This window comes from Variovorax soli (genome assembly GCF_031454625.1).
Taxonomy (GTDB): domain Bacteria; phylum Pseudomonadota; class Gammaproteobacteria; order Burkholderiales; family Burkholderiaceae_C; genus Variovorax; species Variovorax soli_A.
In genome coordinates, this window is record NZ_JAVDRF010000006.1 from 169705 (window position 1) to 190217 (window position 20513).

Annotated in this window: 20 protein-coding genes; 1 reads left to right on the top strand and 19 read right to left on the bottom strand. The window is 66.6% G+C overall.

Annotation, left to right across the window (positions count from 1 at the left end; translation table 11 throughout):
- Window positions 1-15 precede the first annotated feature (15 nt).
- From accD to J2739_RS16110, 19 genes are all read right to left on the bottom strand, one after another.
- A complete protein-coding gene (gene accD / locus J2739_RS16020) occupies window positions 16-888 on the bottom strand; it encodes an acetyl-CoA carboxylase, carboxyltransferase subunit beta (RefSeq protein WP_309903358.1) in 873 nt (290 codons plus the stop codon).
- Window positions 889-992: 104 nt separating this feature from the next.
- Window positions 993-1838: a tryptophan synthase subunit alpha gene (gene trpA, locus J2739_RS16025; RefSeq protein ID WP_309903361.1), complete on the bottom strand. Its 846-nt coding sequence runs from the start codon at window positions 1836-1838 to the stop codon at window positions 993-995.
- Window positions 1835-3112 carry a tryptophan synthase subunit beta gene (trpB, locus tag J2739_RS16030; protein ID WP_309903363.1) on the bottom strand — a complete coding sequence of 426 codons (1278 nt, stop codon included), beginning with the start codon at window positions 3110-3112 and terminating at the stop codon, window positions 1835-1837. Before trpB ends, trpA begins: the two co-directional genes overlap by 4 nt.
- Before the next feature lie 48 nt (window positions 3113-3160).
- Entirely contained in the window at window positions 3161-3847 is a 687-nt protein-coding gene (locus J2739_RS16035; protein ID WP_309903364.1) for a phosphoribosylanthranilate isomerase, read from the bottom strand.
- Entirely contained in the window at window positions 3844-4656 is an 813-nt protein-coding gene (gene truA / locus J2739_RS16040; RefSeq protein WP_309903366.1) for a tRNA pseudouridine(38-40) synthase TruA, read from the bottom strand. The genes J2739_RS16035 and truA overlap by 4 nt, the downstream gene beginning before the upstream one ends.
- A 25-nt stretch (window positions 4657-4681) precedes the next feature.
- Entirely contained in the window at window positions 4682-7270 is a 2589-nt protein-coding gene (locus J2739_RS16045) for a motility hub landmark protein FimV (RefSeq protein WP_309903368.1), read from the bottom strand.
- Between the two features lie 255 nt (window positions 7271-7525).
- The gene (gene asd, locus J2739_RS16050; protein WP_309903370.1) at window positions 7526-8668 is read right to left on the bottom strand and encodes an aspartate-semialdehyde dehydrogenase; all 1143 of its coding nucleotides are present in this window, start codon (window positions 8666-8668) and stop codon (window positions 7526-7528) included.
- A gap of 87 nt (window positions 8669-8755) precedes the next feature.
- Window positions 8756-9844, bottom strand: a complete 1089-nt coding sequence (leuB, locus tag J2739_RS16055) for a 3-isopropylmalate dehydrogenase (protein ID WP_309903372.1) — start codon at window positions 9842-9844, stop codon at window positions 8756-8758.
- 31 nt (window positions 9845-9875) lie between these two features.
- On the bottom strand, window positions 9876-10526 hold the full coding sequence (gene leuD / locus J2739_RS16060) for a 3-isopropylmalate dehydratase small subunit (RefSeq protein ID WP_309903374.1): 651 nt from the start codon (window positions 10524-10526) through the stop codon (window positions 9876-9878).
- Window positions 10527-10545: 19 nt separating this feature from the next.
- Window positions 10546-11967 (bottom strand): 3-isopropylmalate dehydratase large subunit, encoded by a 1422-nt coding sequence (gene leuC / locus J2739_RS16065; RefSeq protein WP_309903376.1) that lies wholly within the window; start codon window positions 11965-11967, stop codon window positions 10546-10548.
- A gap of 38 nt (window positions 11968-12005) precedes the next feature.
- A complete protein-coding gene (locus tag J2739_RS16070) occupies window positions 12006-12950 on the bottom strand; it encodes a LysR substrate-binding domain-containing protein (protein ID WP_309903378.1) in 945 nt (314 codons plus the stop codon).
- Between the two features lie 125 nt (window positions 12951-13075).
- On the bottom strand, window positions 13076-13216 hold the full coding sequence (locus tag J2739_RS16075) for an entericidin A/B family lipoprotein (protein WP_162576220.1): 141 nt from the start codon (window positions 13214-13216) through the stop codon (window positions 13076-13078).
- Window positions 13217-13334: 118 nt separating this feature from the next.
- Window positions 13335-14645, bottom strand: a complete 1311-nt coding sequence (gene gltA, locus J2739_RS16080) for a citrate synthase (RefSeq protein ID WP_309903380.1) — start codon at window positions 14643-14645, stop codon at window positions 13335-13337.
- A gap of 24 nt (window positions 14646-14669) precedes the next feature.
- Complete coding sequence (locus J2739_RS16085; protein ID WP_309903382.1) at window positions 14670-14972, bottom strand: FAD assembly factor SdhE; 303 nt, start codon at window positions 14970-14972, stop codon at window positions 14670-14672.
- A gap of 14 nt (window positions 14973-14986) precedes the next feature.
- Window positions 14987-15688 carry a succinate dehydrogenase iron-sulfur subunit gene (locus tag J2739_RS16090; protein ID WP_106555149.1) on the bottom strand — a complete coding sequence of 234 codons (702 nt, stop codon included), beginning with the start codon at window positions 15686-15688 and terminating at the stop codon, window positions 14987-14989.
- Window positions 15689-15710: 22 nt separating this feature from the next.
- A complete protein-coding gene (gene sdhA / locus J2739_RS16095; protein ID WP_309903384.1) occupies window positions 15711-17522 on the bottom strand; it encodes a succinate dehydrogenase flavoprotein subunit in 1812 nt (603 codons plus the stop codon).
- A gap of 5 nt (window positions 17523-17527) precedes the next feature.
- Complete coding sequence (sdhD, locus tag J2739_RS16100; protein ID WP_309903386.1) at window positions 17528-17893, bottom strand: succinate dehydrogenase, hydrophobic membrane anchor protein; 366 nt, start codon at window positions 17891-17893, stop codon at window positions 17528-17530.
- A 51-nt stretch (window positions 17894-17944) separates the two neighbouring features.
- Window positions 17945-18391: a succinate dehydrogenase, cytochrome b556 subunit gene (gene sdhC / locus J2739_RS16105; RefSeq protein WP_309903388.1), complete on the bottom strand. Its 447-nt coding sequence runs from the start codon at window positions 18389-18391 to the stop codon at window positions 17945-17947.
- A 168-nt stretch (window positions 18392-18559) separates the two neighbouring features.
- Window positions 18560-19321 carry a GntR family transcriptional regulator gene (locus J2739_RS16110; protein ID WP_309903390.1) on the bottom strand — a complete coding sequence of 254 codons (762 nt, stop codon included), beginning with the start codon at window positions 19319-19321 and terminating at the stop codon, window positions 18560-18562.
- Window positions 19322-19511: 190 nt separating this feature from the next.
- On the opposite strand from J2739_RS16110, the gene J2739_RS16115 reads away from it, so the two are divergent.
- Entirely contained in the window at window positions 19512-20498 is a 987-nt protein-coding gene (locus J2739_RS16115) for a malate dehydrogenase (RefSeq protein WP_309903392.1), read from the top strand.
- The last annotated feature ends 15 nt before the right edge of the window (window positions 20499-20513 follow it).

A 20513-nucleotide genomic window follows, 5' to 3' on the forward strand; every position in this document is an offset into this window, starting at 1 on the left:
GCTGACTGTCCCCGGTCAGATCACGGCGTCGGCGGGCTGGCGCAACAGCATCGCGAGCGTGCTGGCGATCGTCTTGCGCAGTTCGCGGCGATCGGAGATGAAGTCGATCGCGCCCTTGGTCTGCAGGAACTCGGCGCGTTGAAAGCCTTCGGGCAGTGTCACGCGCACGGTCGATTCGATCACGCGCGGGCCGGCAAAGCCGATCAGCGCCTTGGGCTCGGCGATCACCACATCGCCCACGAAGGCGAAACCGGCGCTCACGCCGCCCATGGTGGGATCGGTCAGCACGCTGATGTAGGGCAGGCCCTTCTTGGCCAGGCGCGTGAGCGCTGCGTTGGTCTTGGCCATCTGCATCAGCGACAGCAGGCCTTCCTGCATGCGCGCGCCGCCGGTGGCGGTGAAGCAGATGAAGGGCACTTTCTGCTCGATCGCAGTCTCGACGCCGCGCACGAAGCGCTCGCCGACCACGCTGCCCATGCTGCCGCCCATGAAATCGAATTCGAAGCAGGCGACCACGACGTTGATGCTGTGGACCGAGCCGCCCACCACCACCAGCGCATCGGTCTCGCCGGTGTTCTCCAGCGCCTCCTTGAGCCTCTCGGGGTACTTGCGGCTGTCCTTGAACTTGAGGGCGTCGACGGGCAGCACCTCCTGGCCCACTTCGTAGCGGCCCTCGGAGTCCAGGAAGGCATCGATGCGCGCCCGCGCGCCGATGCGGTGGTGATGGCCGCAGCTCGGGCACACGTTCTGGTTGTGCTCCAGGTCCGTCTTGTAGAGCACGGTGTCGCAGCTCGGGCACTTGATCCAGAGGCCCTCGGGCATCTGGCGGCGCTCGCTCGGGTCGGTGGGCGCAATCTTGGGCGGAAGCAGTTTTTCAAGCCAGCTCATGGAGGCTCCAGTTTGAAGTGGTCGCGAAGGCGGCCTTCGCGAGGAGTAGCGCCCCGATCCCGCCAGCGGGAGCAGGGCCGGGCGCAAGGGCGCAAACCCCGCGATTATCGGCCAGCCGCATTCTTGGCCGTCGCAGCCGGCAGCGCATCCAGCGCTTCCCGGATCTCGGCCAGGAATTCGCGCACCAGCGGCACCACCTGTTCGCGCGGCTGCGCATCGATGAGCTGGATGATGCGGGTGCCGATCACCACGGCGTCGGCCGTCGAGCCGACCGCCTGCGCGCTTCGTGCGTCGCGGATACCGAAGCCCACGCCGACCGGCAGTTTCACGTGCTCGCGGATGCGGGGGATCATCCGGCCGACGGCCTCGGTGTCGAGGTGGCCGGCGCCCGTCACGCCCTTGAGAGAGACGTAATAGACATACCCCGTGGCAATGCGACCGACCTGCGCCATGCGCTCGGCGGTGCTGGTGGGCGCCAGCAGGAAAATCAGGTCGATGCCGTGCGCCTGCAGGCCGGCGGCGAAGTCCTCGCATTCCTCGGGCGGATAGTCGACCACCAGCAGGCCGTCGACGCCTGCAGTCGCGGCGTCGCGAATGAAGCTGCCCTTGCCGTGCACGCCGTCGTAGCGCTCGATCGGGTTGGCGTAGCCCATCAAGACGACCGGCGTCGCGTCATCCTTACGGCGGAAGGTGCTCACCATGGCCAGCACCTGCTTCATGCCGACGCCCAGTGCGAGCGCAGCTTCGCCGGCAGCCTGGATCACGGGACCGTCGGCCATCGGATCGGAGAAGGGCACGCCGAGCTCGATCACGTCGGCGCCCGCTTCCACCATGCCATGCATCAGATCGGGCGTGATGTCGGCGTAGGGGAAGCCGGCCGTGACGTAGGGAATCAGCGCCCTGCGGCCCTGTTCGTGCAGACGTGCGAAGGTGGCGGCGATGCGGCTCATGCCCGGCCTCCCTTCACGCTGAGGCCGCGCATCGACGGCCGGTCGTAGAAGTCGACGCCCGACAGGTCGGCCACGGTGCCGATGTCCTTGTCACCGCGGCCCGAGAGGTTGACCAGGATCGACTGGTCGGGGCGCATGGTCTTCGCGAGCTTCATGGCATAAGCCACCGCGTGGCTGGATTCGAGCGCGGGGATGATGCCCTCGGTGCGGCACAGGTAGTGGAAGGCCTCCAGCGCCTCGGCGTCGGTCACCCCCACGTATTCGGCGCGGCCGATGTCCGCCAGGTAGGCGTGCTCGGGTCCCACGCCGGGATAGTCGAGCCCGGCGCTGATGCTGTGGGTCTCGGTCACCTGTCCGTCCTCGTTCTGCAGCAGGTACGTGCGATTGCCGTGCAGCACGCCGGGGCTTCCGCGAAGGATCGAGGCGGCGTGCTTGCCGCTGTCCAGTCCTTCGCCGGCCGCTTCGACGCCGACGAGGCGCGTGCCCGTGAAAGGAATGTAGGGATGGAAGATGCCCATGGCGTTGCTGCCGCCGCCCACGCAGGCGACCACCACGTCCGGCTGGCGACCTTCGGCCTCGCCGGTGATGCCCTGGGCGGCCAGCATGGCCGGCATCTGCGCGATGCATTCGTCGCCGATCACGCTCTGGAAGTCGCGCACCATCATCGGGTAGGGGTGCGGGCCCGCCACGGTGCCGATGATGTAGAAGGTGTTCTCGACATTGGTGACCCAGTCGCGCATGGCCTCGTTGAGCGCGTCTTTCAAGGTCTTGCTGCCCGATTCCACGGGGATCACGGTCGCGCCGAGGAGGTTCATGCGGTAGACGTTGGGGCTCTGGCGCTTCACGTCCTGGCTGCCCATGTAGACCACGCATTCGAGGCCGTAGCGCGCGCAGATGGTGGCAGTGGCCACGCCGTGCTGGCCGGCCCCGGTTTCGGCGATGACGCGCGGCTTGCCCATGCGCCGGGCGAGCATGGCCTGGCCGATGGTGTTGTTGACCTTGTGCGCGCCGGTGTGGTTCAAGTCCTCGCGCTTCAGGTAGATCTGCGCGCCGCCCATCTCGCGGCTGGTGCGCGCGGCGTGGTAGACCGGCGAGGGCCGGCCCACGAAATGCGCGAGCTCGTAGCGGAATTCGGCCTGGAAGGCGGGGTCGTCCTTGTACTTGGCGTAGGCCTCGCGCAATTCGTTGATCGCGTGGGTCAGCGTCTCGCTGGCGAAGCTGCCGCCGTAGATGCCGAAATGGCCGCTGGCGTCGGGTTGTTGGTAGCTGTTCATGGTCTCGATGGGTGGGCGGGCCGCCCGACGATCGAGCCGGGTGACACGCTAGGTCAATGCATCGGCCGCCCGCACGGCGGCCACGAATTCGCGGATCTTCGCGGCGTCCTTGATGCCCTTGGCGGCCTCGACGCCGGAGCTCACGTCAACGGCCAGCGACTTCGCGGCCGTGCGCAACCGGCGGATGCCATCGCCCACGTTTGCAGGTGCGAGCCCACCACTCAAGACGAGGTGAGCGTCGACGGCGGGTGGAAGAAGTGACCAATCGAATGCCTTGCCGCCACCGCCATAGGCTTCGACGTGGGCGTCGAGCAGGATGGCCTGGGCGCGGGAGTAATCGGACGCGTATTTTACGAGGTCGAAGCCGGCCCCGGCGGTGCCGAGTGGAATGCGGGCCGCACGCATGAAGCGGTGGGCGCCACGGCCGGTGGCCTCCCAGCATTGCTCGGGCGACTCGTCGCCGTGGAACTGGGCCATGGCGCCCGGGACGTTTTGCAGCGCCTCCAGGGCCGCTGCCGCCGGCTCGTTGACGAACAGCAGCACGGGCGTCATGAAAGGCGGCAGGCGCGAAGCCAGCTCGCGCGCGCGTTGCGTGGTCACGGCGCGCGGGCTGGCCGGGTAGAGCACGAAGCCCACGGCATCGGCGCCGGCTTCGATCGCGGCATCCACGTCCTGCTCGCGCGTGAGCCCGCAGATCTTGATGCGTGTGCGGGCAGTGGAGGGCGCGGCGATCATGGCGGGCCATCATACGCAGCGCCCCCGGCCTGCAAGGTGGCCTCGGGCGGAAGACCCCATCCGGCCTCGTAGAGCGGCCCCAGGAAGTAGAGGCCGTTGGGCGAGAAGGTGGGCGCGGCGACCAGCCGACTGCGGGCTTCGAGGACTTCCTGCATCCATTCCGGCGGCGCCTTGCCGTGGCCGACGCGGACCAGGCAACCCATGATGTTGCGGATCATGTGGTGCAGGAAGGCATCGGCCTCGAATTCGAAGTGCCAGCGGCAGCGATCGGTGTCGCCCCGGCGCGTGATCTCGATGCGCCGCAGGTCCTTGATGGGCGACAGCGCCTGGCAGGCCGAAGCCCGGAACGAGCTGAAGTCGTGGCGGCCCAGCAGCATGGCGGCGGCGGCTCGCATCGCATCGCCATCGAGCGGATGGATGGACCAGCCGACGCGGCCCGCATCCAGGCTCGGGCGCACGGGCGACTGTGACAGCACGTAGAGATAGCGCCGCGTCAAGGCGCTGGCGCGGCAGTGGAACCGGTCGGGCACGGGCTGCGCCCATTGCACGGCGATGTCGTCCGGCAGGTAACGGTTGGTGCCGCGCACCCACGAAAAGGGCTCGCGCTCGATGGAAGTGTCGAAGTGCACCACCTGCATCAGCGCGTGCACGCCGGCATCGGTGCGCCCCGCGCAAAGGGTGGAGATGGGCTGGTCCGCGAAGCGGCCGAGGGCGCCTTCCAGTTTGTCCTGGACTGTGCGGCCCGAGGGCTGGCTTTGCCAGCCGTCATAAGCCTGGCCGTTGTAGCGGACGCCGAGGGCCAGCCTCACAGGGAAATCGGCGCCGATCCGCCGATCAGCGCAGCTGGCCGAGCAGTTGCTTGGCTTCGGCCTTGACCTCGTCCGAAGCCTCGGCGGCCACTTCCTCTACCAGCGAGCGGGCGCCCTCGACATCGCCCAGCGCCTTCAGCTCACGCGCCAGCGACAGCTTGATGGCGTGGGGGCTTTCGTTGCTTTCCTCTGCCATCGGTTCCAGGCGGCCGCGCTCGGTGTCGGCCGGGGCGCGAAGCCCCGCCATCGAGCTCATGTCGAACTCGATGAAGCCGGAATCGCCCGGCAGTCCGGCGCGCAGCGTAGCCGGCTGCGTCATATCCTCATCGGAAGTCAGTGGCGCGCGCACCGTGGTGGGCTCCAGGAGGCCTGGGGCCGTATCGAAGTCGTTGTGCAGGTCGAGCTTGGAGGAGGGAACGGTGGGACCCGAATGGCTTCCGTTCGTGGCGGCCGCGCGCAGCACTGGCTGTGCGGGCTGTGCGGGAGAGGGCACCTGGATTTGCGGAGGCAGGCTGGCCCCCACGGAGGCAGCCGGCGCGAGCGGCGCCGGCTTGCTGAGGTCCAGGTCGAAATCGAGCGGAGCGACCGAGGGCACGAAAGCAGGGGGCGGCGCCGCGACGACCGGGGCGGGCACGGGAGCGACCGCCGCCGGCGCTGCCGTTGCAGCGGCCAGGGTGCCTGCGAAAGCAGCAGCTTCAGCGGGCGTCACGTTCCGGCCGCCCGACTCGTACAGCGGATTGCCCGGGTCCAGCTCCTTGCCCATCTCCACCACGCGGTTCCAGTCGGTGCCGGCGCCGCCGGTGAGCTTGTGCACCTCCGACGCCAGCGCCTCGTAAGCGCGCAGGTCGCGCCGCTTGGCGTGGATCTCGAGCAGCTTGAGATGGATGGCGGTGCGCTCCGGGTTGACGCGCAGTGCCTCGCGCAGGATCTCCTCGGCCTGCAGGTCGCGGCCGTAGGCCAGGTAGACGTCGGCCTCGGCCACCGGGTCGACGTCGCCGGCGTCGAGCTGGCTCGGCGAGTAGGAAAGGGAGGAAACGACCGAGTTGCCACGGTTCTTGGTGTCCACGGATTCGCCGCCGCTGGCACCGAAGAACGAATCCTTGGGGATGCGGCTTTCCAGAAACACGCTTTCGCCGGCCTCGCGGCGCTTGCGGCCCAGAACACGGTAGAGCAGGAAGCCGACCATCAGCGCAATCAGCGCTGCCCCGGCGAGGATCAGCGGGTTCGCGAGCAGTTCGTCAAGGAAGCCGGGCGCAGGGGCGGGGGCGGGCGCTTTGGCAGCGGCCGGCGCTGGCGCAGTGGCTGCCGGTACGGCGGCGGAAGCGGCTGCCTCGGGCGCCGGCGTGGGCGCCGCGCCAGGTGCTGCCGGTTCACCGGCTGTCGCGCTGGCCGCGGGCGCAAGCGCTGCGGGAAGAGCAGGTGCGGCGGGACTGGCCGCCGATGCCGTTGGGGCGGGTGTCGCCGAGGTGCCCGCGGTGGCCGGCGCAGGAGCCGCTGTCGCCGCCGTGCTTCCCGCGGCCGCGGCCGGGGAGGTGCCGCTGGCGGCTTGCAGCTTGTTCAGTTCATCGATGTTCTTCGACAGCTCGGCAACGCGCGTGCTGCTTTCCTGGGCCTGGCGGCTCCGGGCCAGCTGCTCCTCGGTTTGCCGGCCAGCGCCGCCCTGGGTGATGCGCAGCTTGTCGGCGGCAGCGTTGGCGGCATTGCGGTCCTCGACGTTCGCCTGCAGCTTGCCCTTTGCCTGCCGGTCGGCATCGGCGACCTGCGAGGCGGGTGCGTTCTCGGCAAGGCGGCGGCGGTAGTCGCCGAAATCGCGGCTTTGCGCCGTGACCGTGCGCTTGGCCTCGTCGGCCGGGACGGCGGCGGCTTGCGATGCGTTCGGCACGTCGACCACGGCCCCGGCCTTGATCCGGTTCACATTGCCGCCGATGAAGGCGCTGGGGTTGGCGCGCAGCAGGGCCACCAACATTTGGTCGAGGGAAACATCGGCCGACTTGTAGGCGCCAGCGATCTTGCCTGCAGTGTCGCCGGGCTGGACCGTCACCTGTTGCTCGCCCGAGCTGGAGCCCGAGCCGGTGCGCACGCTGCGCTCGCTGGCCGCCGGGGCTGCCGGGGCGGCCGCAACCGCTGCGGCGGGCGCGGCGGGCGCGCGGCGGATGGGCGCTTCCGTCGCGGCCGCGCTGCGCGGGGCCGGCGCGGCGCTGATTTGCGGCGCCGTCGGCGCGATCGGCGCAGCCGCCGTTGCGGTGCGGCTCCTCGGCGGGTCCAGCAGCACGGTGTAATCGCGAACGACGCGACCGGAGTTCCAGTTGGCCTCGACCAGCAGATCGACGAAAGGCTCGCCCAGCATGCGCGTGGTGGTCAGGCGCACCACGTAGCGGCCGTCCGCGCGGCGCTGCAGGCTGGTCCGCACATCGGCCAGGACCGCGTTGTAGGGCACGCCAGCGGCATTGAAGGCATCGACCGGGGCGATGTTGACCTTGAGCCCATCCGCCTCGCCCGGTGCGATCTCGGTGACCTCGATCTCGGCACGCAGGGGCTCGCCCAAAGCCGATTGCACATTGAGCCGCCCGAGGGCCAGCGCTGCGGCGTCGAAGCTCACCAACCCCAGCGCCAAGGCGACCGCCGTACTGAGAACAGAGAGTTGAGCGCGGGCGGGAAGACGCAAGGCCGGGAGTCGGGCCGCAGGCAACGGATGACGTGTCATGCTGGTAGAGGGCAATTTGGGCCCGAAAGTGTAAGAGGACGTTAACATCATCACCCCGCACTGACAAGGCGACAGGCCTTATCTACCCAGTGCGCGCCAACTTCGGCGCCTTTTCTGCGTTGCGACATCACAACGACGGGCGTTCAGGGGAACGCCCGGTCCGCATCATGCCTCGAGCAGAATTCGCAGCATGCGCCGCAGCGGCTCGGCGGCTCCCCACAGCAACTGGTCGCCGATGGTGAAGGCACCCAGGTATTCTGGGCCCATCGCGAGCTTGCGCAAGCGGCCGACAGGGATGTTCATGGTGCCGGTCACCGCGACCGGCGTCAGCCCCTGCAGAGTGGCTTCGCGGGTGTTCGGCACCACCTTGGCCCAGGCGTTGTCCCCGGCGATCAGCGCCTCGATGTCGGCCAGCGGCACGTCCTTCTTGAGCTTGAAGGTCAGCGCCTGGCTGTGGCAGCGCATCGCACCAACGCGCACGCAGAAGCCGTCGACCGGCGTGGCTGCGGTTCCGAAGGCGGCACCCTGCCCGAGGATCTTGTTGGTTTCGGCGCCGGCCTTCCACTCTTCCTTGCTGGAGCCGTCGCCCAGGTCCTTGTCGATCCAGGGGATCAGGCTGCCGCCCAGCGGAACGCCGAAGTTGGCGGTCTCGGCGGCGCTCAGCGACTGCTGGCGGGCCAGCACCTTGCGGTCGATCTCGAGGATGGCCGACTTCGGATCGTCCAGCAGGGCGCGCACTTCGGCGTTCAGGCTTCCGAACTGCGTGAGAAGCTCGCGCATGTGCTGCGCGCCGCCGCCCGAGGCCGCCTGGTAGGTCATGCTCGTCATCCACTCGACCAATCCGGCCTTGTAGAGGGCGCCCACGCCCATCAGCATGCAGCTGACGGTGCAGTTGCCGCCGATCCAGTTCTTGCCGCCCTTCGCGAGGGCCGTCTGGATGACCGGCAGGTTGACCGGGTCGAGGACGATGATCGCATCGTCGTTCATGCGCAGGGTGGACGCGGCGTCGATCCAGTGGCCATTCCACCCCGCAGCGCGCAGCTTGGGGAAGACTGCAGTCGTGTAGTCGCCGCCCTGGGCGGTGATGACGATGTCGCACTTCTTGAGCGCTTCGATGTCGTGCGCGTCCTTCAGGGTGGTCTCGTTCTTCGCCATGGCCGGGGCCTTGCCGCCGGCGTTCGAGGTGGAGAAGAACAGCGGCTCGATCAGTCGGAAGTCGCCTTCGGCCTGCATGCGATCCATCAGGACCGAGCCGACCATGCCGCGCCAGCCTACGAGACCGACCAGAGGTTGAGTTGCGTTCGCCATTTTCAGTTTGCCCTTGTGAAAAAAAGTCGTCTTTTCTTTGCGCCCGGCTCGTCGAGCCGGGGAAGGGCGTGACGAAGCGGGCTGCGGTTAGCCGGTAATCGTCTTTTTGGTGATGGCTGCCACCACGGCGTCGCCCATCTCGCGCGTGCCGACCTTGGTCGTGCCCTCCGACCAGATGTCTGCCGTCCGCAGGCCCTGCGCCAGCACGTGCTTGACCGCCGACTCGATCCGGTCGGCAGCCTCGGCTTGGTTCAGGGAGAAGCGGAGCATCATGGCAGCGGACAGAATTGTAGCCAAAGGATTGGCGACCCCCTTGCCGGCGATGTCGGGCGCGCTGCCGTGGCTGGGCTCGTACAGGCCTTGATTGCTGGCATTGAGCGAGGCCGAGGGCAGCATGCCGATCGAGCCGGTCAGCATGGCCGCCTCGTCGGAGAGGATGTCTCCGAACATGTTGCCGGTGACCACCACGTCGAATTTCTTCGGTGCCTTGACCAGCTGCATCGCGGCGTTGTCCACGTACATATGGTCGAGTTCGACATCGGGGTATTCCTTGCCGACCTCGGTCACCACGTCTTTCCAGAGCTGGAAGGTCTCGAGCACGTTGGCCTTGTCCACGCTGGTCACCCGCTTGCTGCGTTTGCGCGCCGCCTGGAAGGCGACATGCGCGATGCGCTCGATCTCGGGGCGCGAGTAGCGCATGGTGTCGAAGGCCTCCTCGGCACCTGGGAAGTGGCCGTCCACGGCCGTGCGGCGGCCCCGCGGCTGGCCGAAGTAGATGTCGCCGGTGAGCTCGCGGATGATGAGGATGTCCAGGCCGGCGATCAGCTCGGGCTTGAGGCTGGAGGCACCGACCAGCTGCTCGTAGCAGATGGCCGGGCGGAAGTTCGCGAAGAGGCCGAGGTTCTTGCGCAAGCCCAGGATGGCCTGCTCGGGACGCAGGGAGCGCTCGAGGCGGTCGTACTTCCAGTCGCCCACGGCGCCGAACAGCACCGCGTCGGCCTCCTTGGCCAGTTTCAGCGTGGACTCGGGCAGCGGATGGCCGTTGGCTTCGTAGGCAGCGCCGCCGACCAGGGCCGATTCCATCTCGAAGGACAGGTCCAGCACGTCGAGGACGCGGATGGCCTCGGCCACGATTTCGGTGCCGATGCCATCACCGGGAAGAACTGCGATTTTCATGAGGTCGTTCTGGAAGGATGAAGAGAAGGGGTCAGGCGATCAGCTGGTGCGCAAGCCAGGGCTTCCTGGCCAGGCGCTCCGCCTCGAAGGCCTGGATCTTGTCCTTGTGGCGCAAGGTCAGCCCGATGTCGTCCAGCCCGTTGATCAGGCAGTACTTGCGGAAGGCTTGCACCTCGAAGGCGATCTCGCGGCCATCGGGCTTGACGACGACCTGGCGTTCCAGGTCAATGGTCAGGCTGTAGCCCGGGAAGGCAAAGGTCTCATCGAACAACTGGGCCACCTGCGATTCGGACAGCACGATCGGCAGCAGCCCGTTCTTGAAGCTGTTGTTGAAGAAGATGTCCGCGTAGCTAGGCGCGATGATGGCGCGAAAGCCGTACTGGTCGAGTGCCCAGGGCGCGTGCTCGCGCGAGGAGCCGCAGCCGAAGTTCTGGCGCGCCAGCAGGATGGAGGCGCCCGCATAGCGCGGCTGATTGAGCACGAAGTCTGGGTTGGGCTTGCGCGAGGCCGGATCCTGGCCCGGCTCGCCCGGATCGAGGTAGCGCCAGGCGTCGAACAAGTTGGGGCCAAAGCCGGTCTTCCGGATCGACTTCAGGAACTGCTTGGGAATGATGGCGTCGGTATCGACGTTCTCGCGGTCCATGGGCGCGACGAGGCCTTTGTGGACGGTGAACTTCTGCATGGTGATGGCTCCTTGGCGTTCAGGCGAATTGGCGGACATCGACGAAATGGCCGTGCACCGCGGCGGCCGCGGCCATGGCCGGGCTCACCAGGTGGGTGCGACCGCCGGCGCCCTGGCGGCCTTCGAAATTGCGGTTGCTGGTCGAGGCGCAGCGCTCGCCGGGCTCCAGCCGGTCGGCGTTCATCGCCAGGCACATCGAGCAGCCGGGCTCGCGCCACTCGAACCCTGCGGCCTTGAAGATCTGGTCCAGGCCTTCGCGCTCGGCCTGTTCCTTCACCAGGCCGGAGCCGGGCACGACCATCGCGAGCTTGACGTTCTTCGCCACCTTCTGGCCCAGCTTCTTGACCATGGCCGCGGCCTCCCGCATGTCCTCGATGCGGCTGTTGGTGCACGAGCCGATGAAGACCTTGTCGATGAAGATGTCGTTCATCGCCTTGTTCGGCTCCAGGCCCATGTAGTCGAGGGCGCGCTCGATGGCGCCGCGCCTGTTGGCGTCCTTCTCCTTGTCAGGGTCCGGCACGCGGCCGTCCACTGGCACCACCATCTCGGGCGAGGTGCCCCAGGTGACCTGCGGCTTGATCTGCGCGGCATCGAGCTCGACCACGCTGTCGAAGTGCGCGCCCGGGTCGGACTGCAGTGTCTTCCAGTACTCGACGGCCTGGTCCCACTCGACGCCGGTGGGTGCCATCGGCCGGCCCTTGATGTAGGCGATGGTCTTCTCGTCCACCGCCACCAGACCGGCGCGCGCGCCGGCCTCGATCGCCATGTTGCACACGGTCATGCGGCCTTCCATGCTGAGGTCGCGGATGGCCGAGCCGGCGAACTCGATGGTGTAGCCGGTGCCGCCCGCGGTGCCGATGCGCCCGATGATGGCCAGCACGATGTCCTTGGCAGTGCAGCCGGCCGCGAGCTTGCCGTCGACCTTGACGAGCAGGTTCTTCGCCTTCTTGGCCAGGAGCGTCTGCGTGGCCATCACGTGCTCGACCTCGCTGGTGCCGATGCCGTGCGCCAGCGCGCCGAAGGCACCGTGGGTGGAGGTGTGAGAATCGCCGCACACCACCGTCATCCCCGGAAGCGTGGCGCCCGACTCGGGGCCGATCACATGCACGATGCCCTGGCGCTTGCTCAGGAAGGGAAAGAAGGCGGCGGCGCCGAACTCCTTGATGTTGCTGTCCAGGGTGGTGATCTGTTCCTTGCTGATCGGATCGTCGATGCCGTCGTAGCCGCGCTCCCAGTGGGTGGTCGGCGTGTTGTGGTCGGCGGTCGCGACCACCGAGCTGATGCGCCACAACTTGCGGCCCGCCTCGCGCAGCCCTTCGAAGGCCTGGGGGCTGGTCACCTCGTGCACCAGGTGGCGGTCGATGTACAGGATCGAGGTTCCGTCTTCCTCGGTGTGGACGACATGTTCGTCCCAGAGCTTGTCGTAGAGCGTGCGTGCCATGGTGATGGTCTCTTTCGTGGGGAGGGGAGGGGTTCGTACTAGGCCGCCAGCGGATCGGCCGCCGCGTCCGGTGCATGCAGGTGCTTGACCAGCATGCGTGCAGCAACGGGGAGCGTGGAGAAGTCGCGCGCCACCAGCCGGATCTCGCGCTGGGCCCAGGCATTGTCAAGCGCCACGCTGCGCAGGCCGCGGCCGATACCGCCTTGCATGAGCTCGAAGGCGCGCAAGGGCATCACGCCGATGCCGAGGCCGTTCTCGATCATTCGGCACATGGCGTCCAGGCCGGTGACGTGGATGCGCAGCTTGATCGTGCGGCCGGCGTCCAGTGCCGCCTGGTGCATGGCGACGTAGATGGAACTGTTCGTGTGCAGGCCTACATGGTCGAAGGCCAGGGAATCGGCGAAATCAATCGCGCGCTGGCCTGCCAGCGGATGGCCCTCGGGCACGATCAGAACCAGCGAGTCATGGCGGTATGACAAGCTTTGAAGCTCGCTGGCGCCCTCGGGGATGTGGCAGATGCCCAGGTCGGCCGCACCTTCGTGGACCGCACGCACCACCTCGCTGCTCAGGTGCTCCTCGAGGTCGATCTTGATCGCGTCGTGCTCGCGCGTGAAGGCGCCGAGGTCTTCCGGCAGGAATTGCACGATGGCCGAGATATTGGCATGCACCCGCACGTGGCCGCGCACGCCGTCGGCGTACTCGCTGAGTTCGCCCTGCATCTTTTCGAGGCTGTAGAGGACCGAGCGGGCGTGGTGCAACAGGCTCTCGCCGGCCGGCGTCAGGTCGACGCCGCGCGCGTGGCGGTAGAGCAGGGGGGTCGCGAGCGTGGTCTCCAGGTCCGACAGCCGCTTGCTGATGGCGGAGGCGGCGATGAATTCACGCTCCGCCGCGCGTCCGATGCTGCCGAGCTCGCAGACAGCCACGAACAGCTGCAACGACGTGAGGTCGATGCGACGGGCGAAGCTGCGTTCGGAGGAGATCATGAAGAGGCGCTGTCATCTCATCTGGAGATGGAGGCCTCTATTTTCCCTCTGTTTTTGGGAGGCGGTCATCGCGATGCGCGATGACACGATTGCCCGGGTGCGATGTGTGCCGCGGGCAAAGCGCGCTATTGCCGCTTCTTGGAGGAGTCCTCCATCTTTTCTCCGGCCTTCTGGACGTCCTGGCCCGCACCTCTCCAGGTGTTGCATCCGTGCAGCGGCACGGCCAGGGTGAACGCGACGGCGATCAATGCGGCAAGCTTCTTCATGGCGAACTCCTTCGTTGAAAGTGCTTCGCAGCGTGCGCCTGCCTTCAGCCATCCGATGTCAGCCAAAACGCAGAAAAGCTGCCCGAGGGCAGCTTTCCCGAGTGAGCGCCGCGAACGCTTAGCGTCGGCTGAGCGGCTGCACGTCGCGCTTGGGCGAGCCTTCGAAGAGCTGGCGCGGGCGGCCGATCTTGTACTCGGGGTCGCCGATCATCTCGTTGAGCTGGGCGATCCAGCCCACCGTGCGCGCCAGCGCGAAGATGGCCGTGAACAGCGGCACCGGGATGCCGATCGCGCGCTGCACGATGCCCGAGTAGAAGTCCACGTTCGGGTAGAGCTTGCGCGAGACGAAGTACTCGTCCTCGAGTGCGATCTTTTCGAGCGCCATGGCGAGCTTGAACAGCGGGTCGTTCTCCAGGCCCAGCTCGCCGAGCACCTCGCGGCAGGTTTCCTGCATCAGCTTGGCGCGCGGGTCGTAGTTCTTGTAGACGCGGTGGCCGAAGCCCATCAGCTTGACGTTCGAGTTCTTGTCCTTGACCTGCTTGATGAATTCGCCGATCTTGTCGACGCCGCCGGCCTTCTGGATGTCGTAGAGCATGTTGAGCGCCGCCTCATTGGCGCCGCCGTGGGCCGGGCCCCAGAGGCAGGCCACGCCGGCCGCGATCGCGGCGAAGGGATTGGTGCCGGAGGAACCGCACAGGCGCACGGTGGAGGTCGAGGCGTTCTGCTCGTGGTCGGCGTGCAGGATGAAGATGCGGTCGAGCGCGCGCTCGAGCACCGGGCTGACCTTGTACTCCTCGCACGGCGTCGCGAACATCATGTGCAGGAAGTTGCCCGCGTAGCTCAGGTTGTTCTTCGGGTACATGTACGGCTGGCCGATGGTGTACTTGTAGGCCATGGCCACCAGTGTCGGCATCTTCGCGATCAGGCGGATCGCCGCGATCTCGCGATGCTTCGGATTGTTGATGTCCGTGCTGTCGTGATAGAAGGCCGAGAGCGCGCCGACCAGGCCGGTCATGATGGCCATCGGGTGCGCGTCGCGGCGGAAGCCGCGCAGGAAGAACTGCATCTGCTCGTTGACCATGGTGTGGTTGGTCACGAGCTTGGTGAAGCCGGCCTTCTGGCCTTCGTTCGGCAGCTCGCCGTACAGCAGCAGGTGGCAAGTCTCGAGGAAGTCGCAGTTGGTCGCGAGCTGCTCGATCGGGTAACCGCGGTAGAGCAGCTCACCCTTGTCGCCGTCGATATAGGTAATGGCCGACTCGCACGAGGCCGTCGACATGAAGCCCGGGTCGTAGGTGAACATTCCCGTCTGGGCGTAGAGCTTGCGGATGTCGATCACATCGGGACCCATGGTGCCCTTGTAGATCGGCAGCTCGACGTTCTGTCCGCCGTTGCTGAACGACAGGGTGGCTTTGGTGTCGGATGCTTTCATTGCGAGTGTCTTTCAAAAAATTGATCAGGAAGCGAGGGGGTGCGCGCCTTCGGTACGCATCAGCTGCAACAGTTCGATCACTTCGGCGCCGGCCCATCCAGGCTCGGGCTCCTTTCTTCGGAGCAAGAGGTCGAGCAGATCGTTGTCCGACAGGTCCATCAATGTCTCCAGCGCCTGCGCCTGCCCGCAGGTCAGGCTTTGCTCATGCAGCTCGAAGAAGCGGGCAATGAACAGGTCGTTTTCGAGCAAGCCGCGCCTGCAGCGCCACTTGAGCTTGCTCAGCGCGCGTTCGCTGATCGGCTGGTCGAGGTCGGCGGCGGATGGCATGAGGTCGCGGATGGCTAGATGGCGCGCCGCACCATCAGTTCCTTGATTTTGCCGATGGCCTTGGTCGGGTTCAGGCTCTTCGGGCACACGTCCACGCAGTTCATGATGGTGTGGCAGCGGAACAGGCGGTACGGGTCTTCCAGGTTGTCCAGGCGCTCGGCCGTGGCCTCGTCGCGGCTGTCGGCGATGAAGCGGTAAGCCTGCAGCAGGCCCGCCGGGCCGACGAACTTGTCGGGGTTCCACCAGAAGCTCGGGCAGCTGGTCGAGCAGCTCGCGCACAGGATGCATTCGTAGAGGCCGTTGAGCTCGTCGCGTTCCTCGGGCGATTGCAGGCGCTCCTTCTCGGGCGGCACCGTATCGTTCTGCAGATAGGGCTTGATCGAGTTGTACTGCTTGAAGAACTGCGTCATGTCCACGATCAAGTCGCGGATCACGGGCAGGCCGGGTAGCGGCTTCAGCACCACCGTGCCCTTGAGCGTGTTCATGTTGGTCAGGCAGGCCAGGCCGTTCTTTCCGTTGATGTTCATCGCATCCGAGCCGCAGACGCCTTCGCGGCAGGAGCGGCGGAAGGACAGCGAAGGGTCCTGCGCCTTGAGCTTCATCAAGGCGTCGAGCAGCATGCGCTCGTGGCCGTCGAGCTCGACCTCCACCGTCTGCATATAGGGCTTGGCGTCCTTGTCGGGGTCGTAGCGGTAGATCTGGAATGTGCGCTTCATCGTGGAAACCTTGTGGTGTGTCTTAGAACGTACGGACCTTGGGTGGCACCGAATCGACCGTCAGCGGCTTCAACTTGACGGGCTTGTACGACAGGCGGTTGCCCTCGCTGTACCAGAGCGTGTGCTTCATCCAGTTCGCATCGTCGCGGCCCAGTGGCGCGACAGGATCGTCGGCCGGGCGCTCGTAGTCCTCGACCGTGTGGGCGCCGCGGCATTCCTTGCGTGCGGCGGCCGAGACCATCGTGGCTTGCGCCACCTCGATGAGGTTGTCGACCTCCAGTGCCTCGATGCGCGCGGTGTTGAAGACGCGTGACTTGTCCTTGAGCGTGACGTCGGCGACGCGTGCGCGCACTGCCGCGATCTTGGTGACGCCCTCGTCCATCGACGCCTGGGTGCGGAACACGGCGGCGTGCTTCTGCATCGTCGCGCGGATCTCGCCCGCCACGTCCTGCGCGTATTCGCCCGAGGTCGAGGCCTCGAGCTGGTTCAGCCGCTCCAGCGTGCGGTCGGCGGCGTCGGCCGGGAGCGGTTTGTGCTCGCGGGTCTTTTCGTTGAACTCGACGATGTGGTTGCCGGCGGCGCGGCCGAACACCAGCAAGTCGAGCAGCGAGTTGGTGCCCAGGCGATTGGCGCCGTGCACGCTCACGCAGGAGCATTCGCCCACTGCATAGAGGCCATTGATCACGGCGCTGTTGTCCTCGCTCTTCTGCACCACGACCTGACCGTGGATGTTGGTGGGAATGCCGCCCATCTGGTAGTGGATGGTGGGCACCACCGGGATCGGCTCCTTCGTGATGTCGACGTTGGCGAAGTTGACGCCGATCTCGTACACCGAAGGCAGCCGCTTGTGGATGGTCTCTGCGCCCAGATGGTCCATCTTGAGCAGCACGTAGTCCTTGTTGGGACCGCAGCCGCGGCCTTCCTTGATCTCCTGGTCCATCGAGCGCGAGACGAAGTCGCGCGGGGCCAGGTCCTTCAGCGTGGGCGCATAGCGCTCCATGAAGCGCTCGCCGTTGCTGTTGATCAGGATCGCACCCTCGCCGCGGCAGCCCTCGGTCAGCAGCACGCCGGCGCCGGCCACCCCCGTCGGATGGAACTGCCAGAACTCCATGTCCTGCAGCGGGATGCCCGAGCGCGCCGCCATGCCCAGGCCGTCGCCAGTGTTGATGAAGGCGTTGGTCGAGGCACCGAAGATCCGGCCTGCGCCGCCGGTGGCCAGCAGCACGGTCTTGGCCTGCAGGATGTGCAGGTCGCCGGTTTCCATCTCGAGCGCGGTCACGCCGACCACGTCGCCCTCGGCGTCGCGGATCAGGTCGAGCGCCATCCACTCGACGAAGAACTGGGTGCGCGCTTCCACGTTCTTCTGGTACAGCGTGTGCAGCATCGCGTGGCCGGTGCGGTCGGCCGCGGCGCAGGCGCGCTGCACCGGCTTCTCGCCGTAGTTGGCCGTGTGCCCACCGAAGGGGCGCTGGTAGATGGTGCCGTCCGGGTTGCGGTCGAAGGGCATGCCGAAGTGCTCGAGCTCGTAGACCACCTTCGGAGCCTCGCGGCACATGAACTCGATCGCGTCCTGGTCGCCGAGCCAGTCGGAGCCCTTGATCGTGTCGTAGAAGTGGTAATGCCAGTTGTCTTCGCTCATGTTGCCGAGCGAGGCGCCGACGCCGCCCTGCGCTGCCACGGTGTGCGAGCGGGTGGGGAAGACCTTCGACAGCACGGCAACGTTCAGGCCCGCACGCGCCAGCTGCAGCGAAGCGCGCATGCCGGAGCCGCCGGCGCCGACGATGACGACGTCGAACTTGCGCTTGGTGATCTGTTCTTTGGTATAGGAAGACATGGCGCTTAGATTCTCCAGAGCACTTGAATGGCCCAACCCGCGCATGCCACAAGCCAGACGATCGTGAAAACCTGCAGGACGAGACGGATGCCGACCGGCTGGACGTAGTCCATCCAGACGTCGCGCATGCCGACCCACACGTGATAGAGCACAGAGGCGATCACCACGAAGGTGAGTACCTTCATCCACTGCGCGGCGAAGATCCCGGCCCAGGCGTCGTAGCCGATCGGCCCGCGCGTGAAGAGCACCTGTGCCAGCAGGATGATGGTGAAGAGCGCCATCAGGGCGCCGGTGATGCGCTGGCTGAGCCAATCGCGAAGTCCGTAGTGCGCGCCGACGACGACGCGTTTGGAGCCGTAGTTCACAGACATGAGTCAGTTTCCTGGTCAGTTGGGGACAGAGATGAAGATCTGTCCCGCAAATCAATAAAGGCCGAAGAGCTTGGCACCCAGCGCGACCGTCAGCAGGATGCTGATGGCGAGCGTGGCGATGGCCGAGCTCTGGCCGAATTCCTTGTTGACCGCGGCATGGCTCACGTCCATCCAGAGATGGCGCAGGCCGGCGATGAAGTGGTGCAGGTAGGCCCAGATCAGCGCCAGCGCCATCAGCTTGAGGAACCAGCCTGGAACGAAACCAAGGCCGCTGTTGAAGGCGGCCTTGAAGCGGGCATAGGAGTACTCGGAGGACACCGATGTGTCGAACATCCAGATCACGAAGGGCAGCAGCAGGAACATCAGCACGCCGCTGATGCGGTGCAGGATCGACACCAGGCCGGCCGGTGGAAGCCGGTAGGTCGTCAGGTCGGTGAAAGCGTTGATGTTGCGGAACTCGCGCCGCTGTGGTCGGGGTGGTGTGGCCAGCTCTGTCATGGGGACTTTCGGAATTTTTAGCGGGGGCGGCTTGTTCTTTGGCGGAAATGCAAACAACGCAAAATTCTATTGCAACGCACCATCGTGCCGCTGACGCCGAACTGTGAACGCAGTGTTCCGCTCGGATGCTCGCGCCACGCCAGCCGGATGGCCGCAGCGCCGAGGTGCTCAGCCGAGCTCATTGCGGTAGTGGTGTGTGTCGGTGCGGTAGAGGCCGCGGCGCAGCTCCATCGGGGTGTCGTGGTAGGTGTGGGCCACGCGCTCCACGCTCAGAAGCGGCGTGGCGGTGCTGACCCGGAGCAGCGCGGCCTGCGCCTCGTCCGGCAGCACGGCACGGATCTTTTCCTCTGCGCGCACCATGCGGACGCCGAACTCGGTCTCGAACATCGCGTACATCGGCCCGTGCCAGGCATTCAGGCGCTCGGCGGTGAGGCCCTTGAAGGGAGCGCCGGGCAGCCAGAGGTCTTCGAGGATGGTGGGCTTGCCGCCATAGGCGAGCACGCGCCGCACCTGCAGCACTGCATCGCCGGTGCGAAGCGCAAGCAGGCGCGCGATATCGGCGCTGGCGCGCAACCGCTTGCAGTCGACGATTTCGCGCTCGGCGGGGCCTTCGCCGTCGGCGTTGCCGCTGTCGGGAACCAGCTTGAGAAAGCGGTATTGCACATGCTGCTCGGCATGGGTGGCGACGAAGGTCCCTTTGCCTTGGCGACGCACCACCAGGTTCTCGGCCGCCAGCTCGTCGATGGCCTTGCGTACCGTGCCCTGGCTCACGCGAAAGCGGGCGGCCAACTCGATCTCGCTCGGGATCGGCTCGCCCGGCTTCCATTCGCCGGCGTGCAGGCTCTGCAGGATCAAGGACTTGATCTGCTGGTAGAGCGGGCTGAACGAGGGCGTCGCCGACTCGGCAAGCGCGGTGGTGGAGGTGGTCATGGCAGGGCCGGACGCGCCATCGCGGCGCGTTCCGGCCGACATCTTATATAAGACACAAGACTGGCGCCATCGAAAGTGCAAATCGGCATAAAATCCGAGCCGGCCTATGCGACCGGGCGCATCGCCCGGCCCGACCTCCGCGGCCGCACCCGCGACCGCGCACCGTATTCACTTTTCCTGGAGTTTTCCCATGAGCAAAAAGCCTGTTCGCGTTGCCGTCACCGGCGCCGCCGGCCAAATCGGTTACGCCCTGCTGTTCCGTATCGCCTCCGGCGAGATGCTCGGCAAGGACCAGCCGGTCATCCTGCAACTGCTCGAGATCCCGGACGAGAAAGCGCAGAAGGCGCTCAAGGGCGTGATCATGGAGCTCGAGGACTGCGCTTTCCCGCTGCTGGCGGGCGTGATCCCCACCGGCGATCCGCTGGTCGCCTTCAAGGATGCCGACTACGCGTTGCTCGTCGGCGCCCGTCCACGCGGCCCCGGCATGGAGCGTGCCGACCTGCTGGCCGCCAACGCGCAGATCTTCACCGCCCAGGGCAAAGCCCTCGACAAGGTCGCCAGCCGCAATGTCAAGGTGCTGGTGGTCGGCAACCCGGCCAACACCAACGCCTACATCGCGATGAAGAGCGCGCCCAGCCTGCCGCGCAAGAACTTCACCGCCATGCTGCGCCTGGACCACAACCGCGCCGCCAGCCAGATCGCGGCCAAGACCGGTACCGCCGTGGGCGACATCGAGAAACTCACCGTCTGGGGCAACCACTCGCCCACGATGTACGCCGACTACCGCTTCGCCACCGTCGGCGGCAAGAGCGTCAAGGACCTGATCAACGACCAGGTCTGGAACGCCGAGGTGTTCCTGCCCACCGTGGGCAAGCGCGGCGCCGCCATCATCGAGGCGCGGGGCCTGTCCTCGGCTGCCTCGGCCGCCAACGCCGCCATCGACCACATGCGCGACTGGGCCCTGGGCTCCAACGGCAAGTGGGTCACGATGGGCATCCCTTCCGACGGCCAGTACGGCATTCCCAAGGATGTGATCTTCGGCTTCCCGGTCACCACCGAGAACGGCGAATACAAGCTGGTCGAAGGCCTGGAGATCGACAAGTTCAGCCAGGAACGCATCGACAAGACCCTGAAGGAACTGCAGGACGAGCAGGCTGGCGTCGCCCACCTGCTGTAAGCGCAACCCCTCAGT

Coding starts and splice junctions, on each gene's coding strand:
- sdhC (WP_309903388.1), bottom strand. CDS start 18,391: ATGACAGAGCTGGCCACACCACCCCGACCACAGCGGCGCGAGTTCCGC.
- leuC (WP_309903376.1), bottom strand. CDS start 11,967: ATGGCACGCACGCTCTACGACAAGCTCTGGGACGAACATGTCGTCCAC.
- J2739_RS16115 (WP_309903392.1), top strand. CDS start 19,512: ATGAGCAAAAAGCCTGTTCGCGTTGCCGTCACCGGCGCCGCCGGCCAA.
- J2739_RS16085 (WP_309903382.1), bottom strand. CDS start 14,972: ATGCCATCCGCCGCCGACCTCGACCAGCCGATCAGCGAACGCGCGCTG.
- J2739_RS16075 (WP_162576220.1), bottom strand. CDS start 13,216: ATGAAGAAGCTTGCCGCATTGATCGCCGTCGCGTTCACCCTGGCCGTG.
- trpA (WP_309903361.1), bottom strand. CDS start 1,838: ATGAGCCGCATCGCCGCCACCTTCGCACGTCTGCACGAACAGGGCCGC.
- J2739_RS16035 (WP_309903364.1), bottom strand. CDS start 3,847: ATGATCGCCGCGCCCTCCACTGCCCGCACACGCATCAAGATCTGCGGG.
- J2739_RS16090 (WP_106555149.1), bottom strand. CDS start 15,688: ATGAAGCGCACATTCCAGATCTACCGCTACGACCCCGACAAGGACGCC.
- asd (WP_309903370.1), bottom strand. CDS start 8,668: ATGGCGAACGCAACTCAACCTCTGGTCGGTCTCGTAGGCTGGCGCGGC.
- accD (WP_309903358.1), bottom strand. CDS start 888: ATGAGCTGGCTTGAAAAACTGCTTCCGCCCAAGATTGCGCCCACCGAC.
- leuB (WP_309903372.1), bottom strand. CDS start 9,844: ATGAAAATCGCAGTTCTTCCCGGTGATGGCATCGGCACCGAAATCGTG.
- J2739_RS16070 (WP_309903378.1), bottom strand. CDS start 12,950: ATGATCTCCTCCGAACGCAGCTTCGCCCGTCGCATCGACCTCACGTCG.
- sdhD (WP_309903386.1), bottom strand. CDS start 17,893: ATGTCTGTGAACTACGGCTCCAAACGCGTCGTCGTCGGCGCGCACTAC.
- trpB (WP_309903363.1), bottom strand. CDS start 3,112: ATGAACAGCTACCAACAACCCGACGCCAGCGGCCATTTCGGCATCTAC.
- J2739_RS16110 (WP_309903390.1), bottom strand. CDS start 19,321: ATGACCACCTCCACCACCGCGCTTGCCGAGTCGGCGACGCCCTCGTTC.
- sdhA (WP_309903384.1), bottom strand. CDS start 17,522: ATGTCTTCCTATACCAAAGAACAGATCACCAAGCGCAAGTTCGACGTC.
- leuD (WP_309903374.1), bottom strand. CDS start 10,526: ATGCAGAAGTTCACCGTCCACAAAGGCCTCGTCGCGCCCATGGACCGC.
- gltA (WP_309903380.1), bottom strand. CDS start 14,645: ATGAAAGCATCCGACACCAAAGCCACCCTGTCGTTCAGCAACGGCGGA.